This window comes from Streptomyces sp. NPDC031340, assembly GCF_055569945.1.
The window spans coordinates 105,937-130,433 of the sequence record NZ_JBVIIE010000012.1 but is presented as its reverse complement, the minus strand read 5'-3'; the positions used below and the strand labels follow the sequence as shown (position 1 = coordinate 130,433).

Annotated in this window: 22 protein-coding genes; 11 read left to right on the top strand and 11 right to left on the bottom strand. The window is 72.6% G+C overall.

What is annotated here, in order from left to right; genetic code table 11:
* Nucleotides 1-6: 6 nt before the first annotated feature.
* From ACZ5GT_RS11735 to ACZ5GT_RS11720, 4 genes are read right to left on the bottom strand one after another with little or no spacing between them, the layout of a single operon-like run.
* Nucleotides 7-366 carry an MmcQ/YjbR family DNA-binding protein gene (locus tag ACZ5GT_RS11735; protein WP_469019355.1) on the bottom strand — a complete coding sequence of 120 codons (360 nt, stop codon included), beginning with the start codon at nucleotides 364-366 and terminating at the stop codon, nucleotides 7-9.
* A complete protein-coding gene (locus tag ACZ5GT_RS11730; protein WP_469019350.1) occupies nucleotides 363-1,670 on the bottom strand; it encodes a hemolysin family protein in 1,308 nt (435 codons plus the stop codon). Before ACZ5GT_RS11730 ends, ACZ5GT_RS11735 begins: the two co-directional genes overlap by 4 nt.
* A complete protein-coding gene (ybeY, locus tag ACZ5GT_RS11725) occupies nucleotides 1,667-2,164 on the bottom strand; it encodes an rRNA maturation RNase YbeY (protein WP_324784306.1) in 498 nt (165 codons plus the stop codon). Before ybeY ends, ACZ5GT_RS11730 begins: the two co-directional genes overlap by 4 nt.
* A gap of 13 nt (nucleotides 2,165-2,177) precedes the next feature.
* Nucleotides 2,178-3,251: a PhoH family protein gene (locus ACZ5GT_RS11720; protein WP_469019346.1), complete on the bottom strand. Its 1,074-nt coding sequence runs from the start codon at nucleotides 3,249-3,251 to the stop codon at nucleotides 2,178-2,180.
* 399 nt (nucleotides 3,252-3,650) lie between these two features.
* On the opposite strand from ACZ5GT_RS11720, the gene ACZ5GT_RS11715 reads away from it, so the two are divergent.
* The 3 genes from ACZ5GT_RS11715 to ACZ5GT_RS11705 all read left to right on the top strand — a co-directional run bounded on the left by ACZ5GT_RS11715 (nucleotide 3,651) and on the right by ACZ5GT_RS11705 (nucleotide 7,078).
* Nucleotides 3,651-4,127 (top strand): hypothetical protein, encoded by a 477-nt coding sequence (locus ACZ5GT_RS11715; RefSeq protein ID WP_360746018.1) that lies wholly within the window; start codon nucleotides 3,651-3,653, stop codon nucleotides 4,125-4,127.
* A 277-nt stretch (nucleotides 4,128-4,404) separates the two neighbouring features.
* Nucleotides 4,405-5,751, top strand: coding sequence for a WxL domain-containing protein (locus ACZ5GT_RS11710; protein ID WP_469019342.1), 1,347 nt, complete (start codon nucleotides 4,405-4,407; stop codon nucleotides 5,749-5,751).
* A 211-nt stretch (nucleotides 5,752-5,962) separates the two neighbouring features.
* Nucleotides 5,963-7,078, top strand: coding sequence for a DUF916 domain-containing protein (locus ACZ5GT_RS11705; RefSeq protein WP_469019339.1), 1,116 nt, complete (start codon nucleotides 5,963-5,965; stop codon nucleotides 7,076-7,078).
* Here ACZ5GT_RS11705 and ACZ5GT_RS11700 read toward each other — a convergent pair.
* Nucleotides 6,972-7,310, bottom strand: a complete 339-nt coding sequence (locus tag ACZ5GT_RS11700; protein ID WP_469019336.1) for a P-II family nitrogen regulator — start codon at nucleotides 7,308-7,310, stop codon at nucleotides 6,972-6,974. The genes ACZ5GT_RS11705 and ACZ5GT_RS11700 overlap by 107 nt on opposite strands.
* Nucleotides 7,307-8,617, bottom strand: coding sequence for an ammonium transporter (locus ACZ5GT_RS11695; protein WP_469019333.1), 1,311 nt, complete (start codon nucleotides 8,615-8,617; stop codon nucleotides 7,307-7,309). The genes ACZ5GT_RS11700 and ACZ5GT_RS11695 overlap by 4 nt, the downstream gene beginning before the upstream one ends.
* Nucleotides 8,618-8,791: 174 nt before the next feature.
* Here ACZ5GT_RS11695 and era point away from each other — a divergent pair, with 174 nt between their 5' ends.
* Nucleotides 8,792-9,751 carry a GTPase Era gene (gene era, locus ACZ5GT_RS11690; protein ID WP_469019330.1) on the top strand — a complete coding sequence of 320 codons (960 nt, stop codon included), beginning with the start codon at nucleotides 8,792-8,794 and terminating at the stop codon, nucleotides 9,749-9,751.
* 73 nt (nucleotides 9,752-9,824) lie between these two features.
* On the opposite strand, the gene ACZ5GT_RS11685 is transcribed toward era, so the two are convergent.
* The 4 genes from ACZ5GT_RS11685 to ACZ5GT_RS11670 are packed head-to-tail and all read right to left on the bottom strand — an operon-like array spanning nucleotide 9,825 to nucleotide 13,819.
* Nucleotides 9,825-11,096: an MFS transporter gene (locus ACZ5GT_RS11685; protein ID WP_469019325.1), complete on the bottom strand. Its 1,272-nt coding sequence runs from the start codon at nucleotides 11,094-11,096 to the stop codon at nucleotides 9,825-9,827.
* Nucleotides 11,093-12,400: a GH1 family beta-glucosidase gene (locus ACZ5GT_RS11680; RefSeq protein WP_469019321.1), complete on the bottom strand. Its 1,308-nt coding sequence runs from the start codon at nucleotides 12,398-12,400 to the stop codon at nucleotides 11,093-11,095. Before ACZ5GT_RS11680 ends, ACZ5GT_RS11685 begins: the two co-directional genes overlap by 4 nt.
* A gap of 57 nt (nucleotides 12,401-12,457) precedes the next feature.
* A complete protein-coding gene (locus ACZ5GT_RS11675; protein ID WP_469019318.1) occupies nucleotides 12,458-12,724 on the bottom strand; it encodes a protealysin inhibitor emfourin in 267 nt (88 codons plus the stop codon).
* Nucleotides 12,725-12,745: 21 nt separating this feature from the next.
* A complete protein-coding gene (locus ACZ5GT_RS11670; protein ID WP_469019315.1) occupies nucleotides 12,746-13,819 on the bottom strand; it encodes a M4 family metallopeptidase in 1,074 nt (357 codons plus the stop codon).
* A 319-nt stretch (nucleotides 13,820-14,138) separates the two neighbouring features.
* Here ACZ5GT_RS11670 and leuA point away from each other — a divergent pair, with 319 nt between their 5' ends.
* The 4 genes from leuA to ACZ5GT_RS11650 all read left to right on the top strand — a co-directional run bounded on the left by leuA (nucleotide 14,139) and on the right by ACZ5GT_RS11650 (nucleotide 21,878).
* The gene (gene leuA / locus ACZ5GT_RS11665) at nucleotides 14,139-15,860 is read left to right on the top strand and encodes a 2-isopropylmalate synthase (protein ID WP_469019312.1); all 1,722 of its coding nucleotides are present in this window, start codon (nucleotides 14,139-14,141) and stop codon (nucleotides 15,858-15,860) included.
* Between the two features lie 185 nt (nucleotides 15,861-16,045).
* Entirely contained in the window at nucleotides 16,046-16,741 is a 696-nt protein-coding gene (locus tag ACZ5GT_RS11660; protein WP_469019309.1) for a TerB family tellurite resistance protein, read from the top strand.
* A gap of 203 nt (nucleotides 16,742-16,944) precedes the next feature.
* On the top strand, nucleotides 16,945-19,113 hold the full coding sequence (locus ACZ5GT_RS11655) for a CATRA conflict system CASPASE/TPR repeat-associated protein (protein WP_469019306.1): 2,169 nt from the start codon (nucleotides 16,945-16,947) through the stop codon (nucleotides 19,111-19,113).
* Between the two features lie 374 nt (nucleotides 19,114-19,487).
* A complete protein-coding gene (locus tag ACZ5GT_RS11650; protein ID WP_469019303.1) occupies nucleotides 19,488-21,878 on the top strand; it encodes an ATP-binding protein in 2,391 nt (796 codons plus the stop codon).
* On the opposite strand, the gene ACZ5GT_RS11645 is transcribed toward ACZ5GT_RS11650, so the two are convergent.
* Nucleotides 21,842-22,792, bottom strand: coding sequence for a helix-turn-helix domain-containing protein (locus ACZ5GT_RS11645; RefSeq protein ID WP_469019300.1), 951 nt, complete (start codon nucleotides 22,790-22,792; stop codon nucleotides 21,842-21,844). The two genes, ACZ5GT_RS11650 and ACZ5GT_RS11645, sit on opposite strands and share 37 nt — an antisense overlap.
* A 248-nt stretch (nucleotides 22,793-23,040) precedes the next feature.
* Between ACZ5GT_RS11645 and ACZ5GT_RS11640 the strand changes: the two genes are divergently transcribed.
* Genes ACZ5GT_RS11640 through ACZ5GT_RS11630 form a run of 3 tightly spaced genes read left to right on the top strand, consistent with a single transcriptional unit; the run spans nucleotide 23,041 to nucleotide 24,378 of the window.
* Nucleotides 23,041-23,760, top strand: coding sequence for a hypothetical protein (locus ACZ5GT_RS11640; protein ID WP_469019297.1), 720 nt, complete (start codon nucleotides 23,041-23,043; stop codon nucleotides 23,758-23,760).
* Between the two features lie 30 nt (nucleotides 23,761-23,790).
* Nucleotides 23,791-23,964: a hypothetical protein gene (locus ACZ5GT_RS11635; protein ID WP_360746063.1), complete on the top strand. Its 174-nt coding sequence runs from the start codon at nucleotides 23,791-23,793 to the stop codon at nucleotides 23,962-23,964.
* Nucleotides 23,965-23,991: 27 nt separating this feature from the next.
* Nucleotides 23,992-24,378: a hypothetical protein gene (locus tag ACZ5GT_RS11630; RefSeq protein WP_469019293.1), complete on the top strand. Its 387-nt coding sequence runs from the start codon at nucleotides 23,992-23,994 to the stop codon at nucleotides 24,376-24,378.
* Nucleotides 24,379-24,497 lie beyond the last annotated feature (119 nt).

Sequence of the window (24,497 nt, the reverse complement as noted above, 5' to 3'; positions counted from 1 at the left end):
GTCGGCTCAGGGGCGGTCGAGACGGAGCCGGTCCGCGCGCGGCAGCCCCGCCACCACCAGGTCGTAGGAGTCCTCCACGAGCTCCCGGACCAGGCGGTCGGGGAGCCCGCCGTCGACCGTGACCGTGTTCCAGTGGCGCTTGTTCATGTGCCAGCCGGGAACGATCAGACCCTCGTGCTCCGCGCGCAGCCGCACCGCGTCCTCCGGATCGCACTTCAGGTTCACCGTCAGCGGCCGCGCGTCCAGGCTCGACAGGGCGAACATCTTGCCCAGCACCTTGAAGACCGAGGTGTCCGGGCCGAACGGGAAGTCCTCCACGGCGGCGTTGAAGGACAGGCACAGGGTGCGCAACCGCTGCGGGGTCACTCCGGCTTCTTCTCCTCCTCGGCCGGCCCGGCGGGGCCGACCGGCTCCACCAGCACCGTCACGATCTTGTTCCGGCGTCCGGCCGCCGCCTCCGCGGTCAGCCGCAGCTCCCGGCCGTCCGGCAGCTCGACGACGCTCGACGCGCCCGCGATCGGAACCCGGCCCAGCGCCTTGGCGAGCAGACCGCCGACCGTCTCCACGTCCTCGTCGTCGTACTCGTCGAGGCCGTACAGCTCGCCGAGGTCGGTGATGTCGAGGCGGGCGGTGACCCGGTAGCGGTCGTCGCCGAGGTCCTCCACCGGCGGCAGCTCACGGTCGTACTCGTCGGTGATCTCGCCGACGATCTCCTCGAGGATGTCCTCGATGGTGACGATGCCCGCCGTGCCGCCGTACTCGTCGACGACCACGGCGACGTGGTTGCGCTCCTTCTGCATCTCCCGCAGCAGATCGCCCGCGTTCTTGGTGTCGGGCACGAAGAACGCCGGCCGCATGGCCGTGGACACCAGCTCGTTCTCGGCGTCCCGGCTGATGTGCGTCTTGCGGGCCAGGTCCTTCAGGTACACGATCCCGACGATGTCGTCCTCGCTCTCGCCGGTGACCGGGATGCGCGAGAAGCCGGAGCGCAGCGCCAGCGTCAGCGCCTGCCGGATCGTCTTGTACCGCTCGATCACCACCAGGTCGGTCCGCGGGACCATGACCTCCCGCACGAGCGTGTCGCCGAGTTCGAAGACCGAGTGCACCATCCGGCGCTCCTCGTCCTCGATCAGCGACTCCTTCTCCGCCAGGTCCACCAGCGCCCGCAGCTCCGCCTCGGAGGCGAACGGGCCGCGGCGGAAGCCCTTGCCGGGGGTGAGCGCGTTGCCGATGAGGATCAGCAGCGACGGGATCGGGCCCATGATCCGGGCCAGCGGCACCAGCACGTACGCCGCCGCCGTCGCCGTGTTCAGCGGGTGCTGGCGGCCGATGGTGCGCGGGGACACGCCGACGGCGACGTACGACACCAGGACCATCACGCCGATCGCGGCCAGCAGGGCACTGGTCGTGCCCCGAATCGACTGCAGGCAGGCGTACGTCACCAGGGCGGCCGCCGCCATCTCGCAGGCGACGCGGACCAGCAGGGCCACGTTGAGGTAGCGGGTGGGGTCGGCGGCGACCTGTGCCAGTTTGGCGCTGCCCCGCCGGCCCGAGCGCACGGCCTCCTCGGCGCGGAAACTGGACACCCGCGCCAGGCCCGCCTCGGCGCAGGCGGCCAGCCAGGCGACGACGACCAGCGCGATCGCGCCGGCCACGATCTGCGGGCTCATGACACGGTCGGGGCCGGGGACGGGCCGGTCAGGCCCCGCTCCGCGCGCCAGCCGTCCACGATGGCGGCCTGCAGGCCGAACATCTCGGCCTTCTCGTCCGGCTCCTCGTGGTCGTACCCGAGGAGGTGCAGCACGCCGTGGACGGTGAGCAGGTGCAGCTCCTCGTCCATGGAGTGCTGTGTGGGAGCCTCGGCGCCCTGCTTCGCGGCGACCTCGGGACACAGCACGATGTCGCCGAGCAGGCCCTGCGGGGGCTCGTCGTCGTCCTTCGACGGCGGACGCAGCTCGTCCATCGGGAAGGACATGACGTCCGTCGGCCCCGGCAGGTCCATCCACTGCATGTGCAGCTGCTCCATGGCGTCGGCGTCCACGACGATCACCGAGAGCTCGGAGAGCGGGTGGATGCGCATCCGCGCGAGTGCGTAGCGGGCGATGTCGAGGATCGCCTGCTCGTCGACCTCGGTTCCGGACTCGTTGTTGACGTCGATCGACATGGTGCTGCTCGGTCTACTTCCCCTTGTGCCCGGACTGCCTGCCCCGGCCGCCCTTCTGGGTGCCGTTCTCGGTGCCGTGCTTGCTGTCGTACTTCTCGTAGGCGTCGACGATACGGCCCACCAGCTTGTGCCGTACGACGTCGTGCGAGGTGAGCCGGGAGAAGTGGACGTCCTCGACGCCGTCGAGGATCTCCTGCACCTGGCGCAGACCCGACTTGGTGCCCTCCGGGAGGTCGACCTGCGTCACGTCACCCGTGATGACGATCTTCGAGTCGAACCCGAGCCGGGTGAGGAACATCTTCATCTGCTCGGGCGAGGTGTTCTGCGCCTCGTCCAGGATGATGAAGGCGTCGTTGAGGGTGCGACCGCGCATATAAGCCAGCGGGGCCACCTCGATCGTGCCCGCCGCCATCAGGCGGGGGATCGAGTCCGGGTCCAGCATGTCGTGCAGTGCGTCGTACAGCGGGCGCAGGTAGGGGTCGATCTTCTCGTAGAGGGTGCCGGGCAGGAAGCCCAGGCGTTCGCCCGCCTCGACCGCGGGACGGGTCAGGATGATGCGGTTGACCTGCTTGGACTGCAGCGCCTGCACCGCCTTGGCCATGGCGAGGTAGGTCTTGCCGGTGCCGGCGGGGCCGATGCCGAAGACGACCGTGTGCTTGTCGATCGCGTCGACGTACCGCTTCTGGTTGAGGGTCTTGGGGCGGATCGTGCGGCCGCGGGAGGACAGGATGTTCTGCGTCAGTACCTCGGCCGGGGTCTCGTGGCCGTCGCTCGTCCCGTTCTCGCTCGCCTTCAGCATGGCGATCGAGCGTTCCACTGCGTCCTCCGTCATCGGCTGCCCGGTGCGGAGCACCAGCATCATCTCGTCGAACACGCGTGAGACGAGGGCGACCTCCACCGGGTCCCCGACCACGCTGATCTCATTGCCCCGGACGTGGATGTCGGCCGCCGGGAAGGCTTTCTCGATCACGCGCAGGAGAACATCGCCGGACCCCAGGACCGTCACCATGGGGTGCTGGGCGGGGACGGTGAACTGTGCTCGTGCCTGTTCCTGCGCGGAGGTGTGAGCTGTGGGTGTCTCAGTCATGGGCCGGCTCTGTAGGCCTGCGATTCCTCCTCGTCACGGCCGCCTGGCTGAGGGCGGCCTCGCGATTCCAAGGGTACGACGCGCTACTGACAACGCCGTAGGGCTTTTCGGCACCGGAACGGAGGCCGGGGGCGCCGTGTGCCCTGTGCGGTGCGCCGGGTTCCGGTCCGGGCGGAAGTGGTCCGGAATCCGCCCTTGCCGTTCTCGGCCCCGGGCGCATCAATGGGGACGACAGTTCCGGCGGGCCGTCAGGTCCACCCCCGGCGGTCACCCCCGCGGTCACCGCCGACGGTCGTCACCGCCCGCGCAGCGTCCCGCACCACGCTCGCCGACGGCCCGGCCGGATTCCTCCCGTCCATCCCCATGGCATTCCCAGACTCGGGAAGGGAACCGGATCCCATGAGAGCCAAACGAATCGGAACAGGTGCGGCACTGACAGCGGGGGCCCTCGCGGTCGCCGGGCTGGCGTTCGCGCCCGGCGCGCTGGCGGTCACCCCGCAGTCGGCGGCGATCACCGCCAACTGCGGCGCCTTCGGCGGCGGCGCCGCCACCCTCACGGCCACCCAGAGCGGCACCTCGGCCACCCTCACCCTCTCGTCGACGGCGATCACCACCCCGCTCGCACTGTCGGCGAACTCGATCAAGTCCACGCTCACCATGACCAAGGCGGGCGGCGGCACGTCCGTCTTCAGCGGGACCGTGAACCCGGCCATGGCCGCCGGCTCCGCGGTCACCGTCGGCCCTCTCCCCGGCACCGTGGCCTCCGGCGACAGCCTCGACATGTACGGCGGCTCGCTGAAGATGGTGATCTTCGGCATCACCGTCACCTGCACGGCGACCGCCAACCAGTCGCCCGGCCCGTTCGTGTTCGACTGACGTCCGGCTGATCCGCGACTGACGTCCGGTTGATCCCCGGCTGACGTCCGGTCGATCTCCGGCCGATCCCCCCGGGCCCACCGCACCCCCGGCCTCCCGATGCGGCAGGAGAACGCGAGACGGCGATGCATCCGACGACGCGTCTGGCGACGTATCTGACAGCTCGTCAGTTTTCCTGCCGCATCTCCATTGACTTCTCACCTCGTCTCCACATCAATGGCCCCCTGCCCGGGCGCGGAGAGCCGCTGCGCCCGCATCCCTTCAGGAGGGGGCAAGGATGGGTTCCAAGGGTCGAAGCCCCTGGAGGTCCAGGGGATCCCGAAGACGGCGTCTGATCCCGCTGCTCGGCGTGGCCGCTCTCGCGGTCGCGGCGAACGGCGCGCTGGCCTGCCCGGCCGGCGCGGCGGGTACCGACGTGGACTACGCGACGCACTGCATCCCGCCGGCGATCGCGGGACTTCCGCCGATCGACGGCACCACCACCGCGAACGTCTCGGTGGACAAGGAGAACGCCAAGGTGGGCGACACGGTCACGGTGACCTACACGGTGGTGAAGCCCGCCGCCGGCAACCCCACCGAACTGGCCCTGCCGGCCGACATCATGACGCCGACCGGCAAGGTGACCCTCGGCGGCGCCCAGAGCGGCGACGTCACGGTCACCGGCCCGAAGAAGAACGACCCGGTACCGGGCAAGGGGGCCTTCCCGTCCTTCTCGATGACCGGGACGTTCACCGTCACCCACGCGGGCACGATCACGCTCTCGCCCGGTGACTACAACATCCACACCAGCTACATCATGGAGCTGGACACCCCCTGCACGGTGACGAACCCGCCCGCACCGGTCTCGGAGAGCGTCACCGCGACCGACGCGACGCAGCCCAACACCCGTGCGATCAGCCTGGGTTCGGCATCCGGCAAGCCCGGTGACAGCGTGACCGTCACCGGCAGCGACTTCACGCCGGGCGCCACCGTCACCCTCGCCGGGCGGTCCGGGGCGGCCCAGACCGCGGACACGGCGACGGTGACCGCCACGTCCACGGGCACCTTCAGCGGTTCGCTCACCGTCAACGACAGGACCACGACGGGGATCGTGGCGTACGAGGGCAGCGCGTGGAGCGATGGCAAGGGCGCGGGACCGGCCGCGTACACCGTCGTCGACGACACCCCGGTGCCCGCCGGGAGCCAGAAGCTGACCACCACCGTGAAGGCGGGGACGCTGTCCATGTCCCAGGCCGGGGACGCGGTGTCCCTCTCGGCGGTCGATTTCGGCCGGGGCGGCGCCTCCACCGGGAACCTGCGGACGGTGACCGTCAAGGACTTCCGCGGTGGACCCGCGGGCTGGTCCCTGACCGGCAAGGTCACCGACTTCACCGGACCCGGTGCCAAGATCGACGCCGGGAAGCTGAGCTGGACACCCGCGTGCGTCACCAAGGCGGGCAGCCCGAGCACCTGCCAGGCCGGCTCCGCGGGCACGGTGGGCGGCTCGGGGGCGACCCTGGCCTCCGCTCCCGACTCCACGCTCACCGGCGGTGAGTTCACGGCGGACGCCCGGCTCTCCCTGGACGTACCGGCGTTCACGCCTCCGGGGTCGTACTCCGGCGTGCTGACGCTCACGCTCACCTGACCGCAGGCACCGTCCACCGCACGCACGCACGCACGCACGTACCGTCCGAGCACCGTCGTGTCAGGCGGCCGGGCGGCCGCATCGCCGGCCCGCACCCGCCCGTCCGCCCCGGCACAGCCGCACAGCCGCACAGCCGCAGTGCCGCACAGCCGAAAGCGCCGCAGCGCCGCACGACCGCACCTGTCGCGACGTCCGTGGGAGGCCCGCACCCATGCGCAAGCCGTACGTCCGCCGCCTGTCGCTCCTGCCGTTGTTGTCCCTGCTGTCCCTGCTGCTGGGCGTGGTGCTGCTGCCGGTGACGGCCGCCGTCCCCGCCCGCGCCGCGGACAACGGGAGCTGGTCGGTCCACCCCGCCGCCTCCGCCGTCGCCGCGCGGCCGTACTTCTATCTCTCCGCCGATCCCGGGCAGACCCTCGAGGACGAGGTCGTCGTCGCCAACAAGACGGCCCGGCCCCTGACCTTCCGGCTCTACGCCGCCGACGCCTACAACACCGCCCGCGACGGCGGGTTCGCGGTGCGCACGGTGCAGGAGCGGATGCGGGGCGTGGGCGCGTGGGCGAGGCCCGCGAAGTCCCGGGTGACGGTCCCCGGGCACCGGTCCGTCACCGTGCCGTTCACGCTGCGGGTGCCCGAGGGCGCCGAGCCGGGCGACCACCCCGGGGCGATCGTCGCGCTGGACGAGCGGGTGGAGAAGAGCGGCGGCTCCCTGGCGCTCGGGGTGCGGCGGGCCGTCGGCGCCCGGATCTACCTCAGGGTGGGCGGCCCCGCGCTGCCCGCGATCGCCGTGGAGAACGTGCGGGTCAGCCACCACCAGCCGCTCCTGCCCGGCCTCGGCGACAGCACCGCGACGATCTCCTACACCCTCCACAACACCGGCAACGTCACCCTCGGCCCCGAGGTGGAGTTGACGGCGCGCGGGCTGTTCGGCCGGACGCTGCTGGCGCGGAAGGTGACCAGGGTCCCCGCCGAGCTGCTGCCGGGGCAGCGGGTCCGGCTCACCGAGCCCTGGTCCGGGGCACCGCAGCTGGACCGGGCCGATGTCACGCTGACGGCGCGCGCGAACGGCACCCGGGAGTCGGGCGGCGCGTCGTTCCTGGCGCTGCCGTGGCCGGCGGTGGCTCTGCTGCTCGCCGCGGCGGTGGCGGGCGGAGCGCTGCTGGTGCGGGCCCGCCGGCGCGGCGGGCGGCCCCGGTCGGCGCGCCGGCGCCTTGCCGCGCCGCTCAGAGGGCGTCGGGGCCGCGTTCGCCCGTCCGTACCCGCACGACCGTCTCCACCGGCACCGCCCACACCTTCCCGTCCCCGATCTTCCCCGTCTGCGCGGCCTTGACGATCGCGTCGATCACGGCGTCGGACTCCGCGTCCTCGACGACGACCTCGATGCGGACCTTGGGGACGAGGTCGACCTGGTACTCGGCGCCGCGGTAGACCTCGGTGTGGCCGCGCTGACGGCCGTACCCGCTGGCCTCGGTCACGGTCAGCCCGTGCACGCCGAGCTCCTGCAGAGCGGTCTTCACCTCGTCGAGGCGGTACGGCTTGACGACCGCGGTGATCAGCTTCATGCCTGGTTTTTGACCTTCTGCGCGGGGGAGAGGACGGACGGGGCGACCGGGGCGCCGTGCCCCAGGACGCCGTGATCGTATGCCGTCTCCGCGTGCACCGTAAGGTCCAGGCCGGTGTACTCCTGCTCCTCGCTCGCGCGGAAGCCCATGATGACGTCGATCAGCTTGCCGAGGCCGTACGTGACGCCGAAGGCGTACGCCCCGACGACCGCCACGGCCACCAGCTGCCGGCCGAGCTGGGCGAGCCCGCCGCCGTAGAACAGGCCCTCGGCGCCGCCGGTCATCGCCTTCTCGGCGAAGACGCCGATGAGCAGGGTGCCGATGACACCGCCGACCAGGTGGACGCCGACGACGTCGAGGGAGTCGTCGTAGTTCAGCTTGAACTTCCAGCTCACCGCGTACGAGCAGACGACGCCGGCGGCCAGGCCCACCACCAGCGCGCCGAGCAGCGAGACGGACCCGCAGGACGGCGTGACGGCGACCAGGCCGGCGACCGCGCCGGACGCCGCGCCCAGCGTCGTCGGGTGGCCGTCGCGCTTCTGCTCGACGAAGAGCCAGCCGAGCAGGCCGGTGCAGCCGGCGGCGAGGGTGTTGAGGAAGGCGGCGGCCGCGAGGCCGTCGGCGCCGAGGGCCGAACCGGCGTTGAAGCCGAACCAGCCGAACCACAGCAGGCCCGCGCCCAGCATGACCATGGGCAGGTTGTGCGGGCGCATGGCGTCCTTCTTGAAGCCCAGCCGCGGACCGAGGACCAGGCACAGGGCGAGCCCGGAGGCGCCGGAGGTGATCTCGACCGGCAGGCCGCCCGCGAAGTCGAGGGCGCCGAGCTCGTGCACGATCCAGCCGCCGGGGCCCCACACCCAGTGGGCGACTGGAACGTATACCAGCAGCGTCCAGACGGGTACGAAGACCAGCCACGCCCCGAACTTCGTCCGGTCCGCGATCGCGCCGCTGACCAGGGCGGCCGTGACGATCGCGAAGGTGAGCTGGAAGGTCGCGAAGAGCAGGGTGGGCACGCTGCCGTGCACGCTGGCCGGTCCGAGATCCGCCATCCCGGCGTCCCGCAGTCCGCCGATCAGGCCGCCGCCGGCGTCGTCGCCGAAGGCGAGGGAGTATCCGGCGACGAGCCACACCACCGTGACGAGGGCGATCGACACGAAGCTCATCATCAGCATGTTGAGGACGCTCTTCGTGCGGACCATGCCGCCGTAGAAGAGGGCCAGGCCGGGCGTCATCAGCAGGACGAGGGCGGTGGCGGCGAGCAGCCAGGCGGTGTCGCCGGTGTCTGCGTGCGCGGCGGCGAGGGTCACGGTCGTCTCCAACGGTGCGGGGGCTCGTCCGAGGGTCACCGCCGTGCGTTTCCGGATGTGTACGGATGTGTTTCCGTGGCGTTTCGTTGCGTCGGGGTTTCCGGGATCTCACGGTGCGGGGGCCCGGCGGGCAGCGGTGCGGCGGGGCGTTGTGGATCAGGGAGAATGGGCCGCATGAGCGTTCGCAGCCAGTCATCCGAGCCGTCGGAAATGCCGGAGGCCGTCCACCGGGCCGGCTTCGCCTGTTTCGTCGGCCGCCCCAACGCGGGCAAGTCCACCCTCACGAACGCTCTGGTCGGGCAGAAGGTGGCGATCACCTCGAACCGGCCGCAGACGACGCGGCACACGGTGCGCGGGATCGTGCACCGGGAGGACGCCCAGCTGATCCTCGTGGACACCCCCGGCCTGCACAAGCCGCGCACGCTGCTGGGCGAGCGCCTGAACGACGTGGTGCGCGCCACCTGGGCCGAGGTGGACGTGATCGGCTTCTGCCTGCCGGCCGACCAGAAGATCGGTCCCGGCGACCGGTTCATCGCCAAGGAACTGGCCGGCATCCGCAAGACGCCGAAGGTCGCGATCGTCACCAAGACCGACCTGGTCGACTCCAAGGCCCTCGCCGAGCAGCTGATCGCGATCGACCAGCTCGGCAAGGAGCTGGGGTTCGAGTGGGCGGAGATCGTGCCGGTGTCGGCGGTGGGGGACAAGCAGGTGAGCCTGCTGGCGGACCTGCTGATCCCGCTGCTGCCGGAGGGCCCCGCGCTCTACCCGGAGGGCGACCTCACGGACGAGCCCGAGCAGGTGATGGTGGCCGAGCTGATCCGCGAGGCGGCCCTGGAGGGCGTCCGTGACGAACTGCCGCACTCCATCGCGGTGGTCGTGGAGGAGATGCTGCCCCGCGAGGACCGTCCCGCCGACAAGCCGCTGCTGGACATCCACGCCAACCTTTTCATCGAGCGCCCCAGCCAGAAGGGCATCGTCATCGGCCCCAAGGGCAAGCGCCTGAAGGAGGTCGGCATCAAGAGCCGCAAGCAGATCGAGGCACTGCTCGGCACCCCGGTCTTCCTGGACCTGCACGTGAAGGTCGCCAAGGACTGGCAGCGCGACCCCAAGCAGCTGCGGCGCCTGGGATTCTGAGGCCCGGTGCGCGTCGGGTGGCATGTCCTGCGGACGCGCCACCCGCACCCGGGCTCTGCCCGGTGGCCGGTGTTCAGTCCACGCCGCGGATCCGGCCCACGAGTACCGCGCCCGCCAGCCCGATCACGGCCGCCACCAGGTACAGCACCCGGTAGCCGCCCAGGTACGTGACGATCGGCGCGGCGAGTACGGGGGCGGCGACCTGGGGCAGGGCGTTGGCGACGTTGATGACGCCGAGGTCCTTGCCGCGGTCCAGCGCCTTCGGCAGTACGTCGGTCATCAGCGCGAAGTCGACCGACGTGAACACCCCGAAGCCGACCCCGAGAACCGCCGCCGCGGCGATCGCTCCCGGCCAGGTCTGCCAGCCCGCCAGCGCGGCCGTCGCCACCGCCATCAGCACGCCGGACCAGACCACGAAGGGCTTGCGCCGGCCCACCCGGTCCGACCAGACACCGCCGACGACGACCGTGGCGAGCAGCGTCAGGCCGTTCACCGCGGTCAGGATCAGCACGCCCTCGTCGGGGTCGGGGCGGTGCAGCCGGTCGCGCAGGTAGTACAGCAGGTACAGCAGCACCAGCGCGTTGCTGAGGTTGATCAGGAAGCGGGTCAGCCACGCCCAGGCCAGGTCGGGGTGGCGGCGCGGGCTCAGCCAGAACCCGGCCAGGAAGCCGCGCCACGTCCAGGCGGGCCGGTCGGCCGGCGCCAGCCGCAGGTCCGGGTGGCGCAGCACGTACGGCGCCACGCCCAGCAGCGTGAACACCGCGCACGCCGCGTACCCGGCCGCCACGCCCCCGGCCGCCGTCGCGAGCCCCGTGCCGCCGACCACGCCCAGGATCTGCGCCGCGCCCAGCCAGCCGCCCACCGAGCCGCGTTGCCCTCTGGGCACCCGGTCCGGGACCGCCGCCGTCACCGCGGCGAAGGCGGCGTTCAGCGTCAGCTGCACCAGGCACCAGCCCACCGCCATCGTCGCCACGCCACTCGCGCCCGCGAGCAGCAGCAGCGACAGCGCGCCGCCCGCCGCGCCGGCCACGATCCACGGCGTGCGGCGGCCGAAGCGGGCCGTCGTACGGTCCGACAGCGCGCCGAAGAGCGGGTTGGCGAACAGGGACACCAGCGCGCCGGCTCCGGTCACCCACGCCAGCATCGTCTCCTTGGACATGCCGGAGCCGGGCGCGAAGTCCTTCGCCTGGGAGGCCAGCAGGATCTGCAGCGGGCCGTACCAGCCCACCCAGATCGCGCCGTTGGCGAGCGAGAGCGCCGCGATCCAGCGGCGGCCGACCTTCTCGACGGGTTCGGCCAGCGCATCCGCGGGCAGAGTGGGCCGGGCGGGCCGGGTCCCGGTCATCTCCGCGCCCGCAGCACGTCCCGGAACCAGGCGTAGGAGGCCTTCGGTGTCCGCCGGAGCGTCTCGAAGTCGACGTGCACCAGGCCGAACCGGCGCGCGTACCCCTCGGCCCACTCGAAGTTGTCGAGGAGCGACCACACGAAGTAGCCGCGCACGTCCACCCCCGCCTCCAGCGCCCGGTGCAGCGCCCGGATGTGGCCGTCCAGGTAGGCGATGCGGTCCTGGTCGTCGACGCCCTCGTAGGAGCAGCCGTTCTCGGTGATGACGACCGGCGGCAGGCGGTCGCCGTAGCGCTCGCGGAAGCCGGTCAGCAGCTCCGTCAGGCCCTCCGGGACCACCGGCCAGCCGAAGTCGGTGACCGGCACGCCCTCGATCTCCCGCACTGAGAAGGGCAGTTCGGCCGGGATGGGCACCCCGCCGAACTCGCCGTCCGTGCCCTGCGGGGCGCCCACCCGGGTCGGCGCGTAGTAGTTGACGCCGTACCAGTCCAGCGGCTCGGAGATGACCTTCAGGTCCGATTCGAGGTCGGCCGACGGCATCATCTCGCCGATGCCGTCCGGGTAGCGGCCGAGCAGCAGCGGGTCGGCGAACAGGCGGCCCAGCAGCAGGTCGTAGAAGTCGGCGGCCTCCACGTCGGCCGGTTCGGCGGACGCCGGCCAGGTCGGCCCGTGCGAGTTGGCGATCCCGATGTCCCCGGCGCCGGCCGCGCGCAGCGCCCGCACCGCCAGGCCGTGGGCCAGCAGTTGGTGGTGGGCCACCGGGAGCGCGTCGAACAGCAGCCGCCTGCCCGGCGCGTGGACGCCGAGCGCGTGGCCGAGCAGGGTGTGCTCGGCGGGCTCGTTGAGGGTGATCCACTTGTGCACCCGGTCGCCCAGCCGCTCGGCGACCACCGTCACGTACTCGGCGAAGCGGGACGCGGTGTCCCGCTCCAGCCAGTCCAGCGCGACCGGCAGGTCCCAGTGGAACAGGGTCGGCACCGGCTGGACGCCCGCCGCGCACAGCTCGTCCACGAGACGGTCGTAGAAGTCCAGGCCGCCGGGGGAGTTCACGCGCGGCCAGGAGACGGAGAAGCGGTACGCGTCCACGCCCAGGCCGGCCAGCAGGGCCACGTCCTCGTGGTAGCGGTGGTAGTGGTCGCAGGCGACCGCCGCGGTCGAGCCGTCCTTCACCCGCCCCGGCTCGGCCGTGAAGGCGTCCCACACGGACGGTTCGCGCTCGCCGGCCGCGCCCTCGATCTGGTGGGCCGAGGTCGACACGCCCCACAGGAAGCCTGCCGGGAACTGGGATATCAGGTCGCTCGCCATGCGCGGATCATCGCTACCGCCGGTAACGGAAGTCAACGGGCGGGCGCGAACAACGAGTTACGCACCCTCCTTCAGCACCCGGGAGACCAGCTCGCGCTGCTCGTCGGTCAGCCGCGGGTCGGAGGCGTACACCGTCGTGCCGTCCACGGTGATCTGGTAGTTGAAGCCGTCCGGGACGCCGACCGGGGGTGTGCGCCGGCCGGACGCGAGCACCCGCTCGGCCAGCGACTGCCAGTCGCCCGCGTCCGGCCGCCCCGAGGTGTCCACCTCGGCGTACCGCTCGATGCCCGCGAACCCGCCGGTGCGCCTCACCTGAATACGCATGGGTCCCTGTCTAGTACGGAACTACGCGCCGCGCACCCCGACCTGCTCCCAGCACTTCTGCACCGCCCGCAGTTCCTCACCCTGCCCGTAGCGCTCCCGGGCCGCCTCGACGGTGAGCGCCGCGAAGTCCGCGAACAGCGCGTCCTGCTTCAGCTTGCCGCCGGTCAGCACGTCGTACCAGATCTGTCCGGCCCGCTCCCAGGCGTGGCCGCCGAGGGCGGTGGCGACCAGGTAGAAGGCGTGATTGGGGATGCCGGAGTTGATGTGGACGCCGCCGTTGTCGCGGCCGGTGCGCACGTAGCCGGCCATCGTCGCCGGCTGCGGGTCCTTGCCGAGGACGTCGTCGTCGTACGCCGTGCCCGGCTCCTTCATCGAGCGCAGCGCCCGGCCGGTCACCCGCGGGGCGAGCAGCCCGGCGCCGATGAGCCAGTCGGCCTCGGCCGCGGTCTGGCCCAGCGTGTACTGCTTGATCAGCGAGCCGAAGACGTCCGACAGCGACTCGTTGAGGGCGCCGGGCTGGCCGAAGTAGGTGAGGTTGGCCGTGTACTGCGTGACGCCGTGGGTGAGTTCGTGGCCGATGACGTCGATGGGGATGGTGAAGTCGAGGAAGACCTCCCCGTCGCCGTCGCCGAACACCATCTGCTCGCCGTTCCAGAAGGCGTTGTCGTAGTCGCGGTCGAAGTGGACCGTCGCGTCGAGCGGGAGGCCTTCGCCGTCGATCGACCGGCGGCCGAACGCCCGGAGGTACATCTCGAAGGTGGCGCCGAGGCCCGCGTAGGCGCGGTTGACGGTGGCGTCCCTGCCGGGCTCCTCGCCCTCGCCGCGGACCTGATGGCCGGGCAGCTCGGTGCCGTGCCGGGCGTCGTAGACGGTGCGGTGCGGCGCGTCGGGCGCCGCCGCGGCGGGCGGGGCGACGGCCGGGGCGCCGATGACGGTGGTCAGCCGCCGGCGGGTGCGCTCGTAGGCGTCGCGCTCCAGGGTCCTGCGGGCGGGACGCGCGAGCGCGGGGTCCTCGTGCCGGGCCAGCCGGTCGAGGACGTGCGGCGGTACGACGGTGCAGAAGACGGGCTCGAAGCCCCCGTTGGTCTTCGTCATGCCCGGCACCCTTGCACTCGGTCACCGTGATGTCACCACCCGCCACCATGATTGGTGAAATATCGGGACAGTGAGCCGCACACTCCGTGACAGAGTGGTATAGAGCACTTTTTGTCCCGGATGTCGTGCGAGTCCCGCATACTGATACGGCGCCCCGCGTCCGGAGGGGCTCGGCTAGCATGCGGAGCATCATGCGTTTCGGGCTGCTTCTTCTTAGCTGCCGCGGCGAGGGCCTGTAGTCCAGGTCGACTCCCTCCCCGCGGAGCTTCGCGTTGCGTCGTCGGCCGTCCTTCCGGACATCCTGAGGAGCCCCGCAGACATGGCGAACCGCCAGCAGCCCAGCACCATGCCGATCCACAAGTACGGCCGCTACGAGCAGGTCGACATCCCCGACCGCACCTGGCCCGACCAGCGGATCACCGTAGCCCCCCGGTGGCTGTCCACCGACCTGCGTGACGGCAACCAGGCCCTGATCGACCCGATGTCGCCCGAGCGCAAGCGCCGGATGTTCGACCAGCTGGTCAAGATGGGCTACAAGGAGATCGAGGTCGGCTTCCCCGCCTCCGGCCAGACCGACTTCGACTTCGTGCGCTCGATCATCGAGGAAGAGGGCGCGATCCCCGACGACGTCACCATCTCCGTGCTGACCCAGGCCCGCGAGGACCTGATCGAGCGGACCGTGGAGTCCCTGAAGGGCGCCAAGCACGCCACCGTCCACCTGTACAACGCCACCGCGCCGGTCTTCCGCCGCGTGGTCTTCCGCGGCTCCAAGGACGACATCAAGCAGATCGCCGTCGACGGCACCCGCCTGGTGATGGAGTACGCCGAGAAGCTGCTGGGCCCGGAGACCGACTTCGGCTACCAGTACAGCCCGGAGATCTTCACCGACACCGAGCTGGACTTCGCGCTGGAGGTCTGCGAGGCGGTCATGGACGTCTGGCAGCCCGGCCCGGGCCGCGAGATCATCCTCAACCTGCCGGCCACCGTGGAGCGTTCGACGCCGTCCACGCACGCGGACCGCTTCGAGTGGATGCACCGCAACCTGTCGCGGCGCGAGTACGTCTGCATCTCCGTCCACCCGCACAACGACCGCGGCACCGCCGTCGCCGCCGCCGAGCTGGCCGTCATGGCCGGCGCCGACCGCGTCGAGGGCTGCCTGTTCGGCCAGGGCGAGCGCACCGGCAACGTCGACCTGGTCACCCTGGGCATGAACCTGTTCTCGCAGGGCGTCGACCCGCAGATCGACTTCTCCGACATCGACGAGATCCGTCGTACGTGGGAGTACTGCAACCAGATGGAGGTCCACCCGCGCCACCCGTACGTGGGCGACCTGGTCTACACGTCCTTCTCCGGCTCCCACCAGGACGCCATCAAGAAGGGCTTCGACGCCATGGAGGCCGATGCGAAGGCCAAGGGCGTCACCGTCGACGACATCGAGTGGGCGGTGCCCTACCTGCCGATCGACCCCAAGGACGTCGGCCGCTCCTACGAGGCCGTCATCCGCGTCAACTCGCAGTCCGGCAAGGGCGGTGTCTCCTACGTCCTGAAGAACGACCACAAGCTGGACCTGCCGCGCCGGATGCAGATCGAGTTCTCGAAGATCATCCAGGCGAAGACGGACGCCGAGGGCGGCGAGATCACGCCGAAGGAGATCTGGGCGGTCTTCCAGGACGAGTACCTGCCCAACCCGGACAACCCCTGGGGCCGCATCCAGGTGCGGACCGGCCAGTCGACCACCGACACCGACGGTGTGGACACCCTCACCGTCGAGGCCACCGTCGACGGCCAGGACACCGTCCTGACCGGCTCCGGCAACGGCCCGATCTCCGCCTTCTTCGACGCCCTGCAGTCCATCGGCATCGACGTACGCCTGCTGGACTACCAGGAGCACACGATGAGCGAGGGCGCCTCCGCGCAGGCCGCCTCGTACATCGAGTGCGCGATCGACGACAAGGTGCTGTGGGGTATCGGCATCGACGCGAACACGACGCGTGCGTCGCTGAAGGCGGTCGTCTCCGCCGTCAACCGCGCGGCCCGCTGACCCCCGCTGACCGGGCATTTCGGGGCCCCGGCCGCCTGACACGGCGACCGGGGCCCCGTCGCATGTCGGCCATCCTCCCGTGCAGGTCACGGAAAGGTCTCGTCCAAGGTGCTGACTGAGCCTCCCCGATGTGGCTAACATCACGGAGGCGCGGCAATGTTGCCGTGGGGTTACGGAGGTGCGACGTGCTGCCAGGACGGGGACGAGACGGCCGTGCCGCCAGGCCTGCGCGCATCCTGGGCACCCGTACCGCGTGGACGCCCGTGTCGGACGGCGAGTTCTTCTGCCCCGGCTGCGGAGGCGACCGCAACTACCAGCGCCTCACCGGCCGCCGCCGCCTCACCGTGCTGGGCGTCCCGGTCGCGCCGCGCGGCGAGACCGCGCCGGTCGTCGAGTGCGCCGCCTGCCGCCGCCACTTCGGCACCGACGTCCTCGACCACCCCACCACCGTCCGCTTCTCCGCGATGCTCCGCGACGCCGTCCACACCGTCGCCCTCGCGGTGCTGTCCGCGGGCGGCACCTGCGCCCGTACGGCCCTGGAGGCGGCGACCGGCGCCGTCCGCGCGGCCGGCTTCGACGACTGCACCGGGGAGCAGCTGGCCGCGTTGGTCGAGGCGCTGGCCGCCGACACCGGGCGGGTGCAGGGCCCGTCCTGCGGGGCCGGCCTCGCCATAGAACTGCACGAGGCCCTCGACCCGCTCGCCCCGCACCTCGCCCCCGTCGGCCGTGAGGCGGTCCTGCTGCAGGGCGCCCGCATCGCCCTCGCCGACGGCCCCTACACGCCCGCCGAACGCGACGTGCTCGCCACCGTCGGCGCGGCCCTGACCATCTGCGCCGACGACGTCAGCCGCCTGCTGGAAGCGGCCCGCACGCCGTCCTGACACGTCCCGGGGAGCGACCGCCCCGCGACTCGCTCCTGGGCCCGACGGTGCGGTGGTGCGGCGGCGCCGACCGCGCCGCGCGGCACCGGGGGCCAGGACCTCCGCGTCCATACCCGTACCGGGTGAATCCGCCCTAGACTGCATGGACTCAACGGTGGCGAGAACGCCGGGAGCGGCGACGCGAGGCGGGGGTGTACCGGCACGTGCCCGAGAGAGAAGCGACCGCGCACGAGGTCACCGGACGGCAGGTCACGGAGCAGGAGACCGCGGTCCACGTCTTCGTCCCGCTGGACGGCACCCGCGTCGAGGAGGGGATCGCCTCGCTGCGCGCCATGTGGGGGCGCTTCCGCGAGCTGCAGCACGCCGACAGGCCGCTGTACGGCACGCTGCCGGTCCAGGTGCCGGACACCCTGCCCGCCCCGTCCCCGCGCGGCTCGCTCGTGGTGGCGGGCGTGCAGTCCGCCGACCGGCTCGACCAGGCGATCCTGCGGCTGCACGGGGAGATCCTCAATCTGTCGGTCCTGCTGGGCGCCGGACCGGACCGGGAGTGGTCCGGGTTGCGGGAGCGGCTGGAGACGGTCACCGGCCCGATCGGGGCGTGCCATCTGGGTGCGGTGACGCTGGAACTGGGGAAGCTGCCGGAGGGAACCCCCGGGGACGTCGACCTGTCGGAGCCGGAGGGCGGCGACGAGTCGCAGCGGCACCGGGTGCTGCGGCTGGTGGGGCGGGCCGGCGCGGACGCGCGGCTCGGCGCCCTCGCGTGGTCGGACGACCGCCGCCCGGAGATGCCGCACTTCGTCCGCTACCTCATGCACATGACTGCCCTGCGCCACCAGTGGGCGGCGCACCACTCGCTCGGCGAGGCGAGGGCGGCGGGCCGGGGCGGGCCGCTCGCCGTGGTGCGGCTGCCGTACTCCGGTCCGCGGCACCAGGTCCTGAGGGACGCCGGGGCCGAACTCCGGTTGATGCGGCACGGGGCGGAGACGCTCCTGGACAACGCCCGGCACGCCCTGGAGGACGCGGGTCTCGACGGGGAGGCCGTGCCGCAGGCGGACCAGCGGTTCGCCGCGTCGTTCGTCCAGCGGCTGGACGACCTCCTCGTCCTCCGGGAACTGGCGGCCGCCGAGGAGCCGTCGCCGCGCCCGGCCGAGCGGAGTCCCCGGGCGGCGGGCCGGGTCCGGGTGCTGGCCGTCGTCGACGAGTGGTTCCCCGCGCACGGTGGCCTGAGCGCGTTCAACCGCGGGCTGTGCATCGCGCTCGCCGCGGCCGGCGCGGACGTCCGTGTCCTGGTGGTGTCCTCCACCGAGGACGAACGCGAGGACGCGGCCGGGCACGACGTGCGGCTCGTCGACGCCGCTCGGCCGGATGTCCCGGAGAAGGTGCCCCTGTTCCTGCGGCCGCCGTTCACCGATGGATTCGAGCCCGACCTGGTGCTCGGCCACGGCAGGGTCAGCGGGCCGGCCGCCCGGGTGCAGGTGGAGCAGCATTTCCGCAACGCGGAGCGACTGCACTTCCTGCATGTGGAACCGGACCGGGCGGAGGCCCAGAAACCGGACCCCGAAGGCGACCTCGCCGTCCGCTCCCAGGAACGCACGGAGCGGGAACTCGGACTCTGCGAGGGGGCTTCGCGGTCGGTGGCGGTCGGCCCCCGGCTGGCGAGGAACCTGCGGCGGCACCTGCGCACCCGGGCTCTGGCCCCCCTGGTGCGCGTCGACCCGGGTTTCGACGGGAGGCCCGCCGCCTCCTGCCCCGGCTCCGACGAGATCCCGCAGATCCTGATGATGGGCCGGCTGGACGACGCCTCGCTCAAGGGGCTCGACATCGCCTGCCGGGCGCTGGGGGCGGCGGCGCCCCCCAGAGCGGAGCACGGTTCCTGGGAACTGCTGATCCGCGGCGTGCCCGACCGGAAGTCGCGGGAACTGCGCGAGCAGGTGGAGGACTGGATCGGCACCCCCGCGGTGGACGTGACCCTGCGCCCGTTCTCCGCGGACCCCCGGCACATCCAGGAGGACGTGGCACGGGCGAGCCTCGTCCTCATGCCGTCCCGCGCGGAGGCGTTCGGCCTGGTCGGTCTGGAGGCGATCGGCGCGGGGGTGCCCGTGCTGGTGAGCGCGCGCAGCGGGCTCGGCGTGCTGTTGCTCGACCAGCGTCTGCCGGTCGCCGACCAGGCCGTGGTGGACGTGGCGGCCACCGCGCGGGACCTCGAGGCGGACGTCCGGTCGTGGGAGAAGTCCATCCACGCCGTCATGCGGAACCTGCCGGCCGCCTTCCGGGACGCCGCCGAACTGCGCGGGGAGATGGCCGCCCGGTGCACCTGGGCCACGGCCGCCGCCACCGTGCTCGACTGCGTACGCCCCCACGGAACCGCCTGATCCGGGTCCGTCCCCGAGACCGCCCCGCCCCGGGAACCGCCTCCACTCCGGGTCCGTCCCCGAGACCGCCCCGCCCCGGGAACCGCCTCCACTCCGGACCGCCCGTGTCCCCTGCCGCTCGGACCCGCCCGACGCGCGACCGGCCCCCCGCGTCCCGCCGGTGGACGCAGAGGGCCGGGGTCGGTGCGGCGCGGTGTTCAGTGGGTCTGCACGGCTGTCGTCCTCCTGCGGCCGGCCGAGGACCGTTATCCCCTCGGCGTTCGATCCGCAGGCAAACACGCGGATCCGTCCGGCCGCCCGCGAACCTGGAACACACTGGAAACGTCTGGATCCGCGCGGTGCGGACCCGTGAACGTCCCCGCGGAGGAACGGTGGTGAACGAAGTCCCCCGGCTGCCCGGCCAGGACGGGAAGGCACTCGGACAGCGGCTGGCGGTCGAACTGACCCGCGCTGTCGTCCAGGCCGAGAAGCGGTTGGGCAGAACACTGGACCGCCGGGAACTCGCCAGGCGCCTCAACGTCTCCACCAGCAGCCTGTACGCCTACCTCAACGGCACCACCCTGCCCGGAACCCGGGTCTTCGACGCTCTCCTCGCGGCGCTGGGGGTCCCCGGACCCGAGGCCGGCCGGCTCGCCACCCTGCGGGACGAGGCCGACGCCGCCCGGCGACTTCGCCCGGCCGCCGCCCGCTCGCACCCCGGCCAGTCCTCCACCGCCCTCCCCGTGCCTCGTCAACTCCCGCTGAGCCACCCGCTCTTCGTCGGACGGGACGCCGAACTCGCCCGGCTGGACGGGTTACCGAGCCCGCCCGACGACCCGGCCCGGGGCGGGGCTGTCGTCGCCGTCGTCGAGGGCACCGCGGGCGTCGGCAAGACCGCGCTCGCCCTGCACTGGGCGCACCGGGCACAGCACCGCTTCCCGGACGGCCAGCTCTACGTCAACCTGAGGGGCTTCGGCGACGAGGCGGTCATGGACCCCGGCGAGGCCCTGCACGGCTTCCTCCAGGCCCTCGGCATCACCCCCGCCGCCGTCCCCGCCGACCCGGCCGTCGCCTCCGGACTGCTGCGCACCCTGCTGGCGGGCCGCCGGGTGCTGCTGGTCCTGGACAACGCCCGCTCCGCCGACCAGGTACGGCCGCTGCTGCCCACCCACCCCGGTTCCGTCGCCCTCGTCACCAGCCGCAACCGCCTGGACGGCCTCGTCGTACGCGAGGGCGCCCTGCGGATAGCCCTCGACGTACTGCCCCGCTATGTCGCCCGCACCCTCCTGGAGCGGCAGCTGGGCGCCGACCGGCTCGCCCTGGAGCGGCGGGAGGCCGACGAACTGGTCGACCTCTGCGCCCGGCTGCCGCTCGCGCTGAGCGTCGCCGCCGCCCGCACGGCCGCCGCCCCGGTCGGCTCGGTCGGCGCCTTCGTCCGCGAAGTACGGCGCGCGCGGGCGCCGTTGGACCTGTTCGGGGTGCATGACGCGGATGTCGACCTGCGGACCGTCTTCCACGGTTCGTACGCCCTGCTGCCGCCGCCCGCCGCCCGCCTCTTCCGGCTCCTCGGCTGCCACCCCGGACCCGAGATCGACGTCACGGCCTGCGCGGGCCTCATCGGCGCCACCGAACCGCCCACCACCCTCCTCGAGACCCTCACCGCCGCCCACCTCGTCCGCCAGCACACCCCGGGCCGCTACACCCTGCACGACCTGCTCCGGCTCTACGCCGCGGAACTCCTCGACAGCGCCCCGCCGCAGGAGCGCCGGGACGGCACCGAGCGGCTGCTGCGGCACTGTCTGGACACCGCACGCCTGGCCGACCACCACCTCGAACCCTGGCGTCCGACGCCCGGCGGCGCGCCGAGACCCGGCGCCGCGCAGCCGCCCATCGCCGACCACGCCGCGGCGGCCGGCTGGTTCGAGGCGGAACTGGCCTCGCTGCAGGCCCTCATCGCCCAGGCCGCCGCCACCCCGGGCCTGGAGCCGTACGCCTGGCGGCTGGCCGATGCCTGCGCCGTCCATCTGCGCCGCTCCGGCCGCCGTGCCCAGCGGGCCGCCGTGCACGCACTGGCCCGGGACGCCGCGGGCCGGGCCGGGGACCGCGCCGCGCACGCCGTCGCCACCCGCCGTCTCGCCGACGCCCTCTCCCGCCTGAACCGCCGGACGGAGGCGCTGGAGCTGCTGTACGAGACCCTGCGCGCCTGCCGCGAACTGGGCGACGACGAGGGCGCGCGGGAGGTACGGCTCTCCCTGGTCCGGGTGTACGACGCCTGCGGCGACCCGCGCAGGGCGCTGCCGCACGCCCGGCTCGCCCTCGCCATGGCGCGGCGCACCGGAGACCCGCTCGCGCTCGCCGACGGCTTCACCTCCGTGGCCCAGCAGTGGGAACGGCTGGGAGAGCACACCGTCGCCCTCGACCACGCACGCCGGGCGCTGGACCTCTACACCCGGCTCGGCCACCTCGACGGACAGGCGGGCATCCTGATCGGCATGGGCCGCGCCGAACAGGGGCTCGGCCGGCCCGCCGCCGCGATCGGCCACTACGAGCTCTCCCTGGCCCTCGACCGGGCCCTGGGCGACCGCTACCGCGAGGCCCACGCACTCACGCACCTCGGGGACGCCCACGCGGCACTCGGCCGGGGCGAGGACGCGCGTGCCCTGTGGGAGGAGGCGCTGGCGCTCTTCGAGGACCTGCACCACCCCGACGCCGAGCCGCTCCGGGCCAGGATGCGCGGGATCGCGGCGGACTATCCCGTGCCCGCCTCCAGCCAGCACAACCCGTAGCCGTAACCCACCTTCATCGCCGCGAACTCGACGTCCACCACGCCCTGTTCGTCCGGGCGCACCACCGGCGTGCCCGGGTTCCGCTGATAGATCACGGCGGTCGGCACCCCCACCAGCCGCCACACCGTGCGCGGCGGCCTCGCCCGGTCGAAGCGGACCCGCAGCCGGAAGTGCTCGCTGCGGGTCAGCGGCACGTGGACGAAGTGCGGCGCCATCGGCTGGGCCGGCGGTATCAGCAGCCGCAGTTCGTACACGTGCCGCGTCCCGGCCTTCAGCGGCGCGGGCGGCACCAGGAACCGCTCGAAGTAGCTCTCGTACTGCGGCCCGCCGTTCTCCAGCCGTCCACCCCGGACGGCGGAGATCTCCAGCCCGTGCCGGGGCGTCGTGTCACCGGCGCGCCGGGGCACGCTGACCCCGACCGGTATCCGCGCCAGCCCGTCGCAGGTCGCCACCACGATCCGGCGCTCCAGCGCCTCGGGGGTCGGGGTGTCCAGCCTGAGCAGGGTGGACACCGACTCGGTGTACCAGCCGTGCGGCTCGGTGCGCGCGCAGTCCGCCGGGCACTGCTCGGCGTGCACGCCGGTCGCCCGGTCCGCCGGGCCGTCCCAGGGCGGCGGGGTGACCCCGGCCGGGCCGTCCGGGCAGTCGGGGTCCATGGCCCGGCGCACCTGCGCCCAGTACTCGCCCCACCGCCGCACATCGCCCCCGCAGGCGCCGACGATCGCCAGGGTGACCGGACGGGTGGGGTGCTTCTCGCCCCGCATGGCGTCGCTGACGGTCGTCCTGCCGTAGCCGGTGCGGCGGGCCAGCTGGTCCAGGGTGAGTCCGGCCGATCCGCGCAGATCCCGGAGCCAGTACGCGAAGAGCCGGGCCGGTGACCCGTCCAGCACGATCTCCTTCTGCGGACGCCCCATCGTGCGTGACTCCCCTTCTCCGCACCCGCGTTGCCGCCGCTCTCGCCGCTCTCGCCGCCGAGTCTCGCACACGCCCGGGCGAGTCGTCCCGGTCCGGTCGGCCTGCCCGCCGGCCGCCCTGGTTTTCCGGGGATCGTCCGGTTCGCCGGAGAACCGTTGAGGGCGGCTGCGGCCCTTGTTAGACAGGTTGCGCCCGGTTCCGGTGCTCCCGCACCGGCCGATTCCTGCTCTTGCGCCAGGAGAGGACCATGGCTCTGTTTCCCAGGACGTCCCGCGCCACACCGCTGCCGGGCGACGTGGTGCCGCTGATGGAGCGGTTCGGCCGCTTCGAGTTCGACCCCGTCGGCACCGACATCGACGCCTCCGACGTCTGGGGCGAACTCCAGGCGCCGTTCCTGCCGTTCGCGCAGTCGGACCCGCACGGCTTCGCCCGCGCGCTGGCCGACGCCGTGCTGCCGGTCGGCGGGTTCGCCCTGTTCGGCGCCGCGCGCACGGTGTGGAACCTGGTCGGCTCCGACTTCAGCAGCCCCGCCTACGACGCCGTACGGATGGCCGCGCTGGAGTTCTTCCGGGCGAACGGGGTGCCGAGCAACCGTCTGTCCGCCGCCGACTGGCGCTTCTGGCAGGAGAACCGCTCCGAGCCCTGGCTCGTGGGCCGGCCCCGGCCGACACCCGAGGAGGCGCGGATCGCGCCCCTCACGCCGGGGGAGCTGCGCCGGATCGCGCAGGTCACCGAGGATCCGGACGCCAACGTCGTGTACGTCGCCGCCGCCCCCGACGGCCGTGTCAAGGCCGTCGTCGACGCGCCGGCCGGCGACCCCGGCCCCACCCGCCGCCGCTTCGACTGGACGTCGGCGGACACCCTGCACGACCTCTACACCTGGATCGGCGAGGCGTTCCAGACCCCGGTCCACTGGGTCGCCGACGAACTGCGCCCGTTCATCCCCCTGCCTCCGTCCCGTATCTGAGGCGACCGGCTCCCGAGGAGAGAGAGAAACATGGCCAAAGGCCGCAGCTGCCAGGTCTGCCGGCAGCGCATGAGCGTCAAGAGCGAACAGCGGCAGCCGATGGGCTCGTGGGTCGTCTACGAGTGCCGCAACCCCGCCTGCAAGAACTGGATCGAGAGCGGTCGGCGCTACCGGTTCAGCGAAAAGGTCTTCGAGGACAAGTGAACGAGCGGAACGAGTAGGGAGCAGGGCATGGCCAAGTCACCGGTGGAGATAACGACCCGGCTGTCGATGGCGGAGGCGGCCGACGCCTTCCGCGCGGCGATGCGGGTGAGCTGGTGGAGCGAGAACATCACCGGCGCGGGGACCACCTTCGAGGAGCCCACGGGCTCGGTCTTCGACACAGTGGCCGAGGACCGGCCCGACTTCGCCGTGATGGCGGTGCTCGGGGGCCGGGGAGCGGAGATCCAGAAGTCCGCGGTGCACATGTACATGTGGAACCGGGGCGCGCACCGCGAGATCACCCTGGGCGTCGGCCGCAACCTCGGCGCCTTCGGCATCAAGGCGAACCGCAAGATCCGCCGGTACGTCGACGCGCTGTCGGACCTCGATCCGTCCATGGAGTACTCGGGGATCTGAACGGCCTCGACGGCCGGCTCCGGCCCCGAGGACGGACGAGCACCCGGTGCGGGGGACCGGGTGCTCGTCGCCGTGTGCGGCCCTGCCGTCCGGGTGCTCGTCGCCGTGTGCGTTGCCCG